This window comes from Achromobacter sp. HZ34, from assembly GCF_002209485.1.
In the GTDB taxonomy this organism is placed as follows: domain Bacteria; phylum Pseudomonadota; class Gammaproteobacteria; order Burkholderiales; family Burkholderiaceae_B; genus Bordetella_C.
The window spans coordinates 173,855-186,061 of the sequence record NZ_NJIX01000009.1; the positions used below are offsets into that span (position 1 = coordinate 173,855).

Annotated in this window: 10 protein-coding genes; 6 read left to right on the forward strand and 4 right to left on the reverse strand. The window is 63.6% G+C overall.

Annotated features, from left to right (window positions below):
* Positions 1 to 8: 8 nt before the first annotated feature.
* Both CEY05_RS28150 and CEY05_RS28155 read left to right on the forward strand, forming a co-directional pair.
* Complete coding sequence (locus CEY05_RS28150; protein ID WP_088600585.1) at positions 9 to 2,396, forward strand: phospholipase D-like domain-containing protein; 2,388 nt, start codon at positions 9 to 11, stop codon at positions 2,394 to 2,396.
* Between the two features lie 25 nt (positions 2,397 to 2,421).
* Positions 2,422 to 2,778 carry a hypothetical protein gene (locus CEY05_RS28155; RefSeq protein WP_088600586.1) on the forward strand — a complete coding sequence of 119 codons (357 nt, stop codon included), beginning with the start codon at positions 2,422 to 2,424 and terminating at the stop codon, positions 2,776 to 2,778.
* 67 nt (positions 2,779 to 2,845) lie between these two features.
* On the opposite strand, the gene CEY05_RS28160 is transcribed toward CEY05_RS28155, so the two are convergent.
* The 4 genes from CEY05_RS28160 to tssJ all read right to left on the reverse strand — a co-directional run bounded on the left by CEY05_RS28160 (position 2,846) and on the right by tssJ (position 8,616).
* Positions 2,846 to 5,686 carry a type VI secretion system Vgr family protein gene (locus CEY05_RS28160; protein ID WP_088600587.1) on the reverse strand — a complete coding sequence of 947 codons (2,841 nt, stop codon included), beginning with the start codon at positions 5,684 to 5,686 and terminating at the stop codon, positions 2,846 to 2,848.
* Between the two features lie 61 nt (positions 5,687 to 5,747).
* Positions 5,748 to 6,539, reverse strand: coding sequence for a type IVB secretion system protein IcmH/DotU (icmH, locus tag CEY05_RS28165; protein WP_088600588.1), 792 nt, complete (start codon positions 6,537 to 6,539; stop codon positions 5,748 to 5,750).
* A 60-nt stretch (positions 6,540 to 6,599) separates the two neighbouring features.
* Entirely contained in the window at positions 6,600 to 7,946 is a 1,347-nt protein-coding gene (gene tssK / locus CEY05_RS28170; RefSeq protein WP_088600589.1) for a type VI secretion system baseplate subunit TssK, read from the reverse strand.
* A gap of 52 nt (positions 7,947 to 7,998) precedes the next feature.
* A complete protein-coding gene (gene tssJ, locus CEY05_RS28175) occupies positions 7,999 to 8,616 on the reverse strand; it encodes a type VI secretion system lipoprotein TssJ (RefSeq protein ID WP_088600590.1) in 618 nt (205 codons plus the stop codon).
* A 250-nt stretch (positions 8,617 to 8,866) separates the two neighbouring features.
* On the opposite strand from tssJ, the gene CEY05_RS28180 reads away from it, so the two are divergent.
* Genes CEY05_RS28180 through CEY05_RS28195 form a run of 4 tightly spaced genes read left to right on the forward strand, consistent with a single transcriptional unit; the run spans position 8,867 to position 12,140 of the window.
* Entirely contained in the window at positions 8,867 to 9,550 is a 684-nt protein-coding gene (locus CEY05_RS28180; RefSeq protein WP_088600591.1) for a M48 family metallopeptidase, read from the forward strand.
* Positions 9,551 to 9,571: 21 nt separating this feature from the next.
* Positions 9,572 to 10,102, forward strand: coding sequence for a type VI secretion system contractile sheath small subunit (tssB, locus tag CEY05_RS28185; RefSeq protein ID WP_088600592.1), 531 nt, complete (start codon positions 9,572 to 9,574; stop codon positions 10,100 to 10,102).
* Complete coding sequence (tssC, locus tag CEY05_RS28190) at positions 10,095 to 11,591, forward strand: type VI secretion system contractile sheath large subunit (protein ID WP_088600593.1); 1,497 nt, start codon at positions 10,095 to 10,097, stop codon at positions 11,589 to 11,591. Before tssB ends, tssC begins: the two co-directional genes overlap by 8 nt.
* Positions 11,592 to 11,636: 45 nt before the next feature.
* Positions 11,637 to 12,140: a type VI secretion system tube protein Hcp gene (locus tag CEY05_RS28195; protein ID WP_057653118.1), complete on the forward strand. Its 504-nt coding sequence runs from the start codon at positions 11,637 to 11,639 to the stop codon at positions 12,138 to 12,140.
* Positions 12,141 to 12,207: the final 67 nt, after the last annotated feature.

The following is a 12,207-nucleotide window of genomic DNA, read 5'->3' on the forward strand; positions in this document are numbered from 1 at the left end:
CTGAAACCATGGCCGATATCGACATCGACAAATACACCGCGCAGATCGTGCCTGACACCATGACCACGGTGTCAGGGCAATATTTCGATCTGGCGCAGCCCTTCGCCATGCCGCGCTACGGCAACGAGTGCACGCACTACGTCACCGGCCGCGACTACATGAAGGCCGTGGCCGATGCCATCCGCGGTGCCAAGAGCTTCATCATGCTGGCTGACTGGCAGATGGACTATGACGTCGAACTGGACAATCGCGGTCCGAAAAAGGGGCATCCCGACCGCCTGTCGGAACTGCTGGCCAACGCCATCGGCCGCGGTGTCCACGTGCGCATCTTGCTTTACGATTCGATCCGGTACGCACTGGATACGCACGACGACACGACGCAGTCCATGCTGCTCAACCTGCCCAAGGGACCTGGCTCGATCAAGGTCATGCTGCAGAACCCCAACACGGGCCGCGTCACCAGCAACCAGAATTTCTCCCATCACCAGAAATTTGTCGTGGTGGATGGCCAAATGGCTTTCCTGGGCGGTATCGACCTGGCCTATGGCCGTTGGGAGACGCCGTCCTTCGACGTCATCATCGATCCTGACGTACACGTCATCAACGATGCCTACAACATGCAGTTGTCGACGTCGCGCCAACTCAAGGACACCGAGACCGCATTGACGCAGGCGCACGGCAACCGTCCCGGCTTCCGCGAACCGCTGGCCAAGGACAAGACCGTGTTGGATCCGGAGACCCAGCCGCGCGAACCTTGGGAAGACGTGGCCCTGTGCGTGAAGGGACCGGCCGCGTTCGACGTATTCGTGAACTTCGTCTTGCGCTGGAATAGCTTCGCGGGCAGCGGCACCAATACCTTTGACGGCGCGATGGATACCAGTTGGTTCGACCGTGCGCGAGGGGCGCAGTACCTGGTCGATCCCCTGCAGAAGGGAGTCGGCAAGGCCACGGTGCAGATCTGCCGCTCGGCCTCGGCCACGCAGTTGCGCGACGAACTGGCCTTATGGGACGACAACCATCGCTACGTCAACGACGACTGGAAGTCGCCCAACCCGAAACGGCGGAAGATCGTCCAGAATGCCCGCTCGGCGTGGTCCATGTATCACCAGACCAGCATCCGCGACGCCATGGTCAACTGCATCCGGTCGGCGCAGGCCTTCATCTACATCGAGAACCAGTTCTTCATGTCGGATTGTGGCGTCGATCAGCTGGGCACGGCGCCGCCGTCGACCAATCCCATCGTGGCTGAATTGGCCAATGCGGTGGGGCGGGCCATCTATGCGGGCCGCCCGTTCCATATCTACCTCGTATTGCCGGAGCATGCCGAGGGCATGCTGGAAGACAAGGCGGTGGCCGCGCAGGCCTGGTGGGCCTTGCAGGGCGTCAAGCGCGCCCGCAACAGCCTGATCAACCGGATCAACTCGACGCTTTACACCAAGGAAATCCGCAAGCGCAAGATAACGGACAAAGCGCCCACCAACAGCGCCGTTCGTGCCGCATTGGCGAGCTGGGGCATGGCTGACGAGTGGAAGAAGTACCTGACTCCTTTGAATCTGCGCAACTACGGTAGTACCCGCAGCAATGTGCTGACCGAAATGATCTACGTCCACAGCAAGTTGACCATCGTCGATGATGCGGTAGCCATCATCGGCAGCGCCAACATCAACGATCGTAGTCTGAACGGCAATGGCGATACGGAGCTGGCTGCCGTGGTGGTCGATGATGACGGCGCGCAGATGACCGACGTCGGCGATGGCATACGCACCGTCACCCGCAAGTTCGCGCGCGAATTGCGCATGCACATCTGGCGCAAGCATTTCGCCCTGCTGGTGGAACCGAATTCAAAGGGCGTGCAGAAGGAAGACGCGCCGCCCGCCGGCGTCGATATCGGCAAGCCGCTGGCCACCGCCACCATCAAGGCCATACAGGAACGCGCGCATGCCAACCGGGAAGCCTATAGCACCGTATTCACCCATACGCCGCGCAACAGCTTCAAGGACCTGCTGCAGGGGCGCAAGCAGTATCCGTTCATCATGCACAAGGTCGCCCGTCCCGATCCGAATCTGCCGGTCATGACCGGCACGGGGGGCATCCCGGTTTCCAGCATGACGATGGTCGAGACAGACAGGCCCACGAGCAATCACGACTTCACCAAGGCGCCCCCTTTGCAGTCAGGTTATATGAAGGGCCATGCGCACGACATCGGCAAGGCCGTGGGTTACCTGCGCGCGCATGTCAAAGGCTTCTTCGTGGAAATGCCGCTGGATTGGGGCAATGGCGAGACCAAGACTCCGCCGCCGCCGATACACAGTGATTCCATGATCGCCGAGCAGCAAAAGCCCGACCAGAGACTGGATCCGCTCAACGCTGATGCTCGCGAAGAAGCGGTAACCTGACGCCTCGCACATCAAGGAGAACGATTTGGACACGCGGGCTTTGCTCGAAGGCTTCCTGGACGCCAGCGCGTTGGGCATAAGGGCGACCTGGTTCGTCTATCCCATCCTGCTCGTCATCGGCATCGCCGCGGAATTCTCGCGGGGAAAGAACGCCCTGGGTTCGACCGGCTTCCGCAGCTTCTTCACCGCGCTATCGATCGTCCTGATCCTGTTCGCCCTGGTGTGGGAAGTGCTGTGCTTCTACGAATCCCAGGCGTATGACCGCCAATACTTCTACGGCGTCATCGAGATAGGCCTGTACATGCTGCCGACGGTGGTTTTCGCGATCCTGCAGATCGTGCTGCACTACTGGCGCGCCGGCAGGCAGGGCGCGCCAGGATAAGTCGCGGTGCTGGATCTGCGCGGCCCGCAGGCCGCGCTTCCAAGGGCTCGCGCCTCAGGCTCCGGCCCTAAGCCGCCTCGTCATCGAACTTGAACTTGGCATAGCGCAGCGAATATTCCAGCGGTTGCGATTCCTCGGTGTGGACCCGTTCGGTCGAGCCGGTCAGCGGCGTATCGCCCATCCAGTGATCGGCTTCCGGTTTGTGCTGGACCGTGAAGGGCATGTCCTCGAACTTCTCGCCCAAGGCGTCGTTGTAGACCACCTGCTGGGTATAAGTGCCCGTGCGGGCCGCGGGTAGTTGCGGCAGTTGGGCGCTGTCCGACGCCGGACCTTCGAAGCTGTGGCTGGCGCCCTTCACCGAGAACAAGCCCGGCATCTTGAACACGATATCGCCGCCCTGCAGCGTGACGCTGGCGCCGCCGGCAATCAGGGTGACGCTCTCCTTCGCCAGGACGTCGATGCCCGCTTCGGTGGAGGTCACCGTCACGTCCTTGTCGGCCAGCAGCTCCAGCGCGTCCGTATGGGCCCGCAGGGACACCGGGGACTGTGCCGCGATGGCGCGCACGCCTTCCTGGTCGGCATAGAAGCCCGCCGCCTGGCCCGCCACCATGGCGAAGGTCTGGCGCGCCGACACATGGACGTCGTCCTGCGCCGAAGCGTGCACGTCGCCGGTCGCATGCAGCACCGCGGACGCAGGCGTGGACAGGTTCATGGACACCGGTGCATCCAGCACGACGCGCGCGTCGGCGATGCCGTCTACCGGGTCCGTGCCGTCGCGGCTTTCCATGCTGGCCTTGTTGGCAGCCTGCCCGTTCACTGTCGCGGGCAGCTTGCCTTCCTGTTCCGGGTCCACCGCCTTGATGACGTCGTCGAAGCCATCGTTGGCCCGCAAGGCCTGCGCCTTGCGCTGCACGGCCGTGGCATCCAGCCGCTGTGCAACGTTCTGCGCCTGGCGCAGCCGCTGCACGGTATTGGGCGTGGCCAGCGTTGCCGTGGCCTGTGCATCCGCCGCGGAAGACAGCAGCATGCCCTGGCCGGAGCGCAGCACGGTCCAGGCATCGCTGCGCAGTTCGAAGCCGCTGCCACGCCACGCGCCGCGATTGGCATCGGCGGCCGACTGCGCCACCAGATGGCCCAGGTTCAACTGGCTGGCCGCGGTGGACGTGGCCATCTGCATGCGCAACTGGCCGCTGGTGTCGTCGAACAGCCATTGGTTGTGGCCCGATCCATCCAGGGCCTGGCTGTGCCAGCCGCTGAGCACGCCGCCATGGTTGGCGCCGCCATCGACGCCGGCCGAGTAGGGCGGCAGGTCGCTGTCGTTATAGAGTTGCGCCGCGATGACCGGCTGGTCGATGTCGCCATCGAGAAACTCGACGATCACTTCGGTGCCCGAGCGGGGAATATGGTGGCCGCCCCAGTTTGGGCCGGCCTGGCCCGTGGCCACGCGCAGCCAGGTGCCGCTGGCATCGCTGCCCGGCGCGTTGCCGCGCGTGTCGCCATGGCTGCGATGCGCCAAGCCGCCGGCCAGCGGCTTTTCGCCACGCTGCCAGGGGAACTGCACTTTCACGCGCAGGTCGCGGCCGGAGGAAATCGGTGTCTCGTCGCTCGCCACCACCTGCGCGATGACGGCTTCCGGCGCGGTCGGGCGCGCGCGCCACGCGGGCAATACGGCGGCCGCGCGCGGCTGCGCTTCGAAGCGATTCACATAGCGGCCCTTTTCCAGGTCGGTCGACCCCGCCAGGCTGGCGGCCTGGCTGCCCAGGTTGTTGGCCACCTCATGGATCACTCGCAACGTTGTGTAGTCGTGGCCCAGTTCGTCGATGGCCTGGCCCCCCGTAGCGCCATTGCCGCCGTTCCCGGCATTGCTCGCCGCCGTGCCGCTAGCGCCGCCGCCTTGCCCGTCGTAACGGTCGTGGCCAGTCATCTCGAAGGTATCGCCGGGGCTCAACTGCCGTACCGTGCCGCCGCCTTCGTAACGCACCTGGCGTGCCTCCAGCGCGCGCAGGCGCAGCGCGGCCACGCGGTTGGCGTCGTCGCCGTCGGCATAGCGGCCGTGACCGTCGTAGTCGTAGTCTTCCAGGTTGGGCAGCTTGCCGGCATCCTCGCTGGATGCCAGCTGCGCCGCGTGCGCCTGCAGGGTCTTGTCGTCCCACGCGCTGCGCGTCACGGTATTGGACTGCACCGTCAGGGCGGAGTGGAAGCGGGTGATGGTGTCGCTGGTTTCGGTGGCGTCGCTGCGATGGAACCTGATGGGCGAAGCCGCGCTGGCGGGCAGTGACGCGCCGGCATCGAACACGACCAGTTGATGGCGCGCGGCGGCGGCGTCCCCGCCGTCGCTTTCGCTGTCGCCTTGCTGATGCACGAAGCGAAAGGCCAGTCCGTCCTCGGCCAGGATGCGCTGGACGAACTCCAGGTCGGATTCGCGATACTGGGTGCGCACCGCCCGCTTGGGCGGTGTCGTATTCACCTCGAAGGCATACGACGACAGCGGATAGTCCGCAAAGATATCCGTCAGGATGTCGATCGACGTCTTGTCCTGGAAGATGAAGCTGTCGCGTCGCAGCGCCAGCGCTTGCAGCCACGGCCCCGCGTGAATGCGATAACGTGCCAGGCCGCCATCCGCGCCCAGGTTGTCGATGCCGGTGACCATCATGTGCCAGCGCCGCGTCGAACGGTCGGCCAGCAACAGGTCGATGCTGATCTCGCGCCCCAGCATGGGCGTCACGTCCAGCTGCGTGGACGTCGACAGGCAATCGAGCGTGACGCTGAACAGGCGCGACACCCCTTCGTCCAGGACGCAGCGTTCGGCGACGAGTGCATCGCCCAGCGGCGTGCTGGCGCGCAGCAGACGGGTGTCCTGCGTCAACAGGGCCGTGTTCAAGGTGGCGTAGGCGAGGGCAGTGTCCATGGTGGCGCGAGCGTAGGCGGGGCCGAAGCCGAAGGTGAAGAAAGGATCAGTGCGTCAGGATTCAGGGCAGTGAAATCGTCAGGTGAGCCACGCGCGGTCCCAGCTTGACCACGTCGTGGTACGGCGCCATGGCGGTCTGCATGTCGTTGCCCAGTTGGTGGTTCAAGCCGAAATACGCCAGCAGCCCCAGCAAGGCAAAGGTCGCGCCCACGGTCCACAGCGGCACGTCGCGCTTGATGGCATGCGAAATCTTGTCGGGAATGGCCCAATGGGGGGCGAAGCCGGACCGCTTGCCACGCAGCAAGGCGATCTCATCGCCCAGGCGGGCAGTCAGGTAACCCAGCTTCTCCTGCCCTTCGATCAGGTACTTGCCCTGGAAGCCCAGCAGCAGGCACATGTAGTAGACCTCCAGCGACTGCAGGCGGCGGCCGCCCTGCGCGCGCAGGTCTTCCAGGCGACTGAAGAAGTTCTCGCCGGCCAGCTGCTCGCCGAACAGGGTCAGCTGCAGCGGCTGCAGCATCCAGCTGTCACGGATGGTGAACCTGGAGTTCAGCACGGTTTCATCCACCGCCGCGCAGAAGGCGTACTTGGTGGCGTAGATGTCCTCGGCGGGCAGGTCCTGCTTTTTGGCGCTGCGTTCGAATTCCGCCAGGAACTGCTGAACGCGCGCGGAAAACGAGGCGGCATCCTTGGGTTCCTGCCCGCTCTTGAGCAGGAACAGCATCAGGAAGCCGTCGTACAACATATCCATCAAGGACTTGTTGGTCGACGTGGCCATGAATTCGGCGGCGCGCGGCGGCAGTTGCTGTGGCTGCTGCGTACCGGACATCAGGGAGGGCGTGGATTCGGTCATGATGGATCAAGGGCGTGGATCAAAGGCGCGGGTCAAAAGCGAACTTGAGGGGCACGCGGTTCAGTGGGCGACGGCGATCAGGTCCAGCTTCAACTCAGGAATGCCGGCGGGCGCATAGATGGCGATGCTCTGCGCCTGCAACATGCGTTCGTACAGCGCGCCGCGCGTCTGCAGGGCGAAGTAGCACGCGCCCGGCTTGACGGGGATGGCGGCCGGCACTTGCGGCGTGTACACCAGCTGCACGCCCGGCATGGCCGACAGCACCAGCTTTTCGGCATCGTCGGGGGCGCCCACCTTGAAGCGCAGCGGCACCATGTCGGCCAGTTCCGCGGCCGGCGTGGCGGCCGACACCGCCAGGTAGAAGCTGGTCTTGTCGTCGACCTTGCCGGAGTCCAGGCGGCCGGTGTGGAAGGACGGGCGCACTTCCTCCAGCACGATGGAGAAGTAGCGCGTCGAGATGACGGTATCCAGCAGGTCGCGCAGGATGTCGTCCAGGCGGGCGAATGCCGGACCCGGCATGTCATGGCGATACTGCGGCAGGTCGGCCAGCGCGAATTCCTTGGAGAAGGTCATCAGCGCGCCGGCCAGGCGCAGCAGCTCCTGGAACAGGCGTTCCGGGTGCAGGCCGGGATGATGGTACAGGTGCGCCAGCGCCGCATGCGCTTCATTGGCGGTGTGCAGCAGCCAGAAGGACGCGACGTCGCCGGAGCGGAACTCGATGACGTTCTTGGACGGTTCGCGGTGCAGGCCGTACAAGGTGCTGACCTTGGCTTCGAGCGCGTCCAGCAGGCGGCGCAGGCGGTCATGCAGCGGGGCGCACGCGTCGATCGCCACGCAGGGCGCGACGAATTCGTGGTCCAGTTCATAGCCGGAGCTGGCGTTGCGGCGCACGCGTGCCACGGGTATCGCCAGCAACTGGTCGCGCGGATCGAACTCCGACACCAGGCGCACGTTCTTGCGCAGATAGGTCAGGTCGGCCGTGCTGGCATTGGTATAGAGATCGGGCGAAGCGCGGTCGCCGCGTTGGTAGCGCGCATCGAAGTCGTTGCTGTCCTGCGGCGCGGCGCAATTACCGCCGACGGCCTTCAATGGATGCATGGCCAGGTAGAAGATGGCCTCGGCCGCGCCGTCCAGGCTGTTCATCGACACCGGGGGCGGCAGCGCATCGTCGTCGGGCGCCGAATAGATTTCACCATCGGGAAAGATGGCCGACAGTTCGGTGGCGTGCAACATGCCATTGGCCAGGGCCGCGGCGTCGAACTGGACGTTGCGCAATCCCCAGGAATAAGGATGCAGGGCGCGCGCGGTCTGCGCGAGGCGCGCCTCATGGTAGGCGTCCTGGCGCTGGAAGTGCTGCGGTCGAAGGAACAGGCCTTCGCCCCAAAGTATCTTGGCTGACTGGCTCACGAGAGGACTCTTCTTATATATAGGTATGGCTGAAGGGAGGATGTGGCCTGTATCACGAGGGGCATTGCAGCGAGCCCAGCCGTGAGGCATCGAATGGCGGCGCGCCCAGCGGCGCGGATACCTTGCCGGTGGCGACGGTCATGGCGCAGGCATGGGCGCCCAGCACGATGCCCGTGTCCTTGGCGTCCTTGATGTCGAAAACATATTTCCAGCGATACGGCGCGGGCGCGAAGAACAAGGCGGCCACGCCGATAGCCACGGCGTCCTTGGGTACTTTTTCGGTGTTTTGATACACCTGTCCCGGCATCAAAGTGACCTCGCGCTCGGCGATCACGCTGTCACCCAGACGCGCTTTTTCCTGTTTCTCATCGACAAGAGATGACATGGGCGCTTGCTTGAAAGAGTCGGAATTCTTCAGGTAGTAAATCTTCGTAACTACAGCCATCGCCTGTCCGTTACTTATATTTAAATTTTGTCCGGCCTGGATGGAAAATTTCACATCCGTGGGCGCGTCATCCGGCTTTTTCAAGCCTGTCGCCTCAAGCACCGACCCGGTCGCCCCAGCCATCGCGCTGATGACGCCAGCGGCCGCGCAGCCCCCGAGAACAGGGGTTCCCAGCGCGACGCACAGCCATGCGACAGCTCGCGATAAATGGATACGTTTAAGCATGGTTCTTTATACCGGAAGCATAAAAAACAATACAGAAGCCTTCTATTTCGAAGATTCTGCGTCTAAGTAACATCGAGAAAACTTATGTAGTGTCGTTTTTACACAGGGTTGATGAAATACGCCCCTTCAACAAGCGGCCGTCCCCTAAACAGTATTTTTTCTCTTCTTCACCTTCCCTATGCAAATCCGCCGCCTGGCTTTAATCGCGGGACTCATCGTAGTTCTCGCAGGTTGCACGACAACGCAGAAGATGCAGGAACCGCAGTCCGATGCGGACTTCAGGCAGTCGATTACTGAGGCCGAGAAGACTTTCGAGACGTCGGGATCGGATGCCGCGGTGGCGCAGTTCGAAGCCATCGCGCAGCGCAATCCGACGCGTGGCCAGCCCTGGTCATACATCGCCAAGATCCGTTTCGATGAGAACAAGTATGGAGAGGCCATCGTCGCCGCTGACGAAGCCCTGAACCGCGATCCCGGCGATTTCGTGGCGAAGTCCGTGCGTGCCGTGGGTGGCCTGCGCGTGGCCATGCAGTCGCTGTCCGACCTGCGTGCCGATGCGCTGCTGGCGGGCAATGCCCGCACTGACGCTGTGGCGCTGGCGCAATCGCTGCGCGACACGCTGGGCCAGGATGTCCTGTTCCCCGACGGCCAGAAGCCCAAGCGTACCCCCGTGCGCCGTCCGCCGCCCAAGCCCGCGGATGCGACGACCGGTGCGGCGCCGGCCACTACGGCTCCGGCCGCGGCTACCCCCAGCGCCGGGCAGGCCACGGACGCGGCAACGAACGCCGCGAATGCCGCAACGAATGCCTCGAACGCAGCGAATGCGGCCAGGGGCGCCGTGCCGGCCCGGCCCGCCACGCCCAACGTACCGTCCACGCCGTCGAGCAATGGCGCCTCGCCCGCGCCCAACCCCTTCGGCAATCTGCTGAAGTAACTCTTCCCCGGAGCCGCGACCATGGCCAAGAAAGAAAGCATGCAGAAGCGGTTGCAGAAAGTGCGTCCGCCCCGCGTCCAACTGACTTATGACGTCGAGAAGGGCGATGCCATCGAGAAGAAGGAACTGCCCTTCGTCGTGGGCGTCGTCGGTGACTTCAGCGCCCAGTCCGAAGCCGAACTGCCGCGCCTGAAGGACCGCAAGTTCGTCAATGTCGACGTCGACAACTTCGACGACGTCATGCGTGGCCTGGAGCCGCGCGCGGCTTACCGCGTCAAGAACGAGCTGACGGACGAAGGCGGTACCTTCGGCGTCGATCTCAAGTTCCGTTCCATCGAGGACTTCCGTCCGGAAGCGGTGGTGCAGCAGGTCGAGCCTCTGCAGAAATTGCTGGAGATCCGCACCAAGCTGGCCGACCTGCGCAACAAGCTGGCCGGCAATGACAAGCTGGAAGACCTGCTGGGTGAAGTGCTGACCAATACGGAAAAGCTCACTCAGCTGACGAACGAAGCCGCTGCGAAGGGTGGCGACAAGGGAGACAAGCATGAGTAATGCTGCCGCCGCCCAAGCCAGCGCCGCCGGACAACAAGCCAGCGAAGACGTGGGCCTGCTCGACCAGATCGTCGAACAAAGCCGGGTCGCCAAATCCACCGCCGAGCACGACCGTGCCAAGGACCTGATCGGTGAACTGGCCCGCGAAGTGATGAAAGGCACCGTGGTGGTGTCCGACAATCTCTCGGCCATGCTGGACGCCCGCGTGGCCGAACTGGATCGCCTGATCTCGGCCCAGCTCAGCGAAGTGATGCACGCCCCCGAATTCCAGAAGCTGGAAAGCACCTGGCGCGGCCTGCACTACCTGTGCACGGAAAGCCAGACCGGCACCATGCTGAAGATCAAGGTGCTCAACGTCACCAAGCGCGATCTGGTGCGCGACTTCCAGACCGCCATCGATTTCGACCAGAGCCTGATGTTCAAGAAGGTGTACGAAGAAGAATTCGGCACCTTCGGCGGTTCGCCTTTCGGCGCGCTGCTGGGCAACTTCGAGATGACGCGCCAGCCGGAGGACATGTACTTCATCGAACAGATGTCGCACGTGGCTGCTGCCGCCCATGCCCCGTTCATCGCCTCGGCGTCGCCCGAACTGCTGGGCCTGGACAGCTTCGCCGACCTGGGCAAGCCGCGTGACCTGGCCAAGGTGTTCGACACCGTCGAATACACCAAGTGGCGCAGCTTCCGCGATTCCGAGGATTCGCGTTACGTCGGCCTGACCATGCCGCGTTTCCTTGGCCGCCTGCCTTACGATCCCAAGGAAGGCACGTCCGTCGAAGGCTTCAACTTCGTCGAGGAAGTCGACGGCACCGACCATTCCAAATACTTGTGGTGCAACGCCGTGTGGGCCTTCGGCGCGCGCCTGACGTCGGCTTTCTCGGACTTCGGCTGGTGCGCCGCCATCCGCGGCGTGGAAGGCGGCGGCCTGGTGGAGAACCTGCCGACCCACACCTTCAAGACCGACGACGGCGAAGTTGCGCTGAAGTGCCCGACCGAGATCGCCATCACCGACCGTCGCGAAAAGGAATTGAGCGACCTGGGCCTGATCCCGCTGGTGCACTGCAAGAATTCCGACTACGCCGCTTTCTTCGGCGCGCAGTCGGTGCAGAAGCCGAAGAAATACAACACCGACAGCGCCAACGCCAACGCGGTACTGTCGGCGCAGCTGCAATACATCTTCTCGGTATCGCGCGTGGCGCATTACCTGAAGGCCATGATGCGCGACAAGATCGGCAGTTTCGCGTCGCCGCAATCGGTCGAAAGTTTTCTGAATCGCTGGGTGTCGCAATACGTCTTGCTCGACGACAACGCCACCCAGGAGCAGAAAGCGCAGTTCCCGCTGCGCGAAGCATCCATCCAGGTCGCCGAAGTTCCAGGCCGCCCGGGTGTGTTCCGTGCAGTGGCGTTCCTGCGCCCGCACTTCCAATTGGACGAACTGTCCATTTCTCTGCGGCTGGTGGCCGAGCTGCCGTCGCAAGCCCAGAAATCCTGAGCTTGGACACCGTCGACCATGCCCGTTCACACTTAGAGGAAAGCGATGAAGGACATCTACATCAAGTTCGGCAATCCCGCCCTGAAAGGCGAGTCGCAGGACAAGGACCACGCGGACTGGATCGAAGCCAGCTCCTGGCACCACGAAATCATCCAGCCCCGTTCGGCCACCGCGTCGACCTCGGGCGGCCATACCGCCGAGCGCTGCGATCACGGCGAAATGGTGTTCGGCAAGGACCTGGACGTGGTCAGCCCGCTGCTGTATCAGCACGCTTCGGGCGGCACCACCTTCGATGAAGTCACGGTCGACTTCATGCGCGCCGATGGCGAAGGCAACCGGGTCAAGTACCTGGAAGTGAAGATGAAGTACGTCATCATCGCCCGCGTCGCACCGCAGATCGTCGGCGAAGGCGTGCCCACCGAAACGCTGTCGCTGAAGTACGCCGCCGTGCAGTGGAAGTACACCCAGCAGAAGATCGGCGGCAACCAGGGCGGCAACTCGCAGGGCGCCTGGAGCCTGACCAAGAACGACAAGACTTACTCGGCCTGATCGGCAGCGCTGATACCGAGGGAGACTGTGGCCCCGCGGGGCTGCAGTCTCTTTTGATTTCACGGGA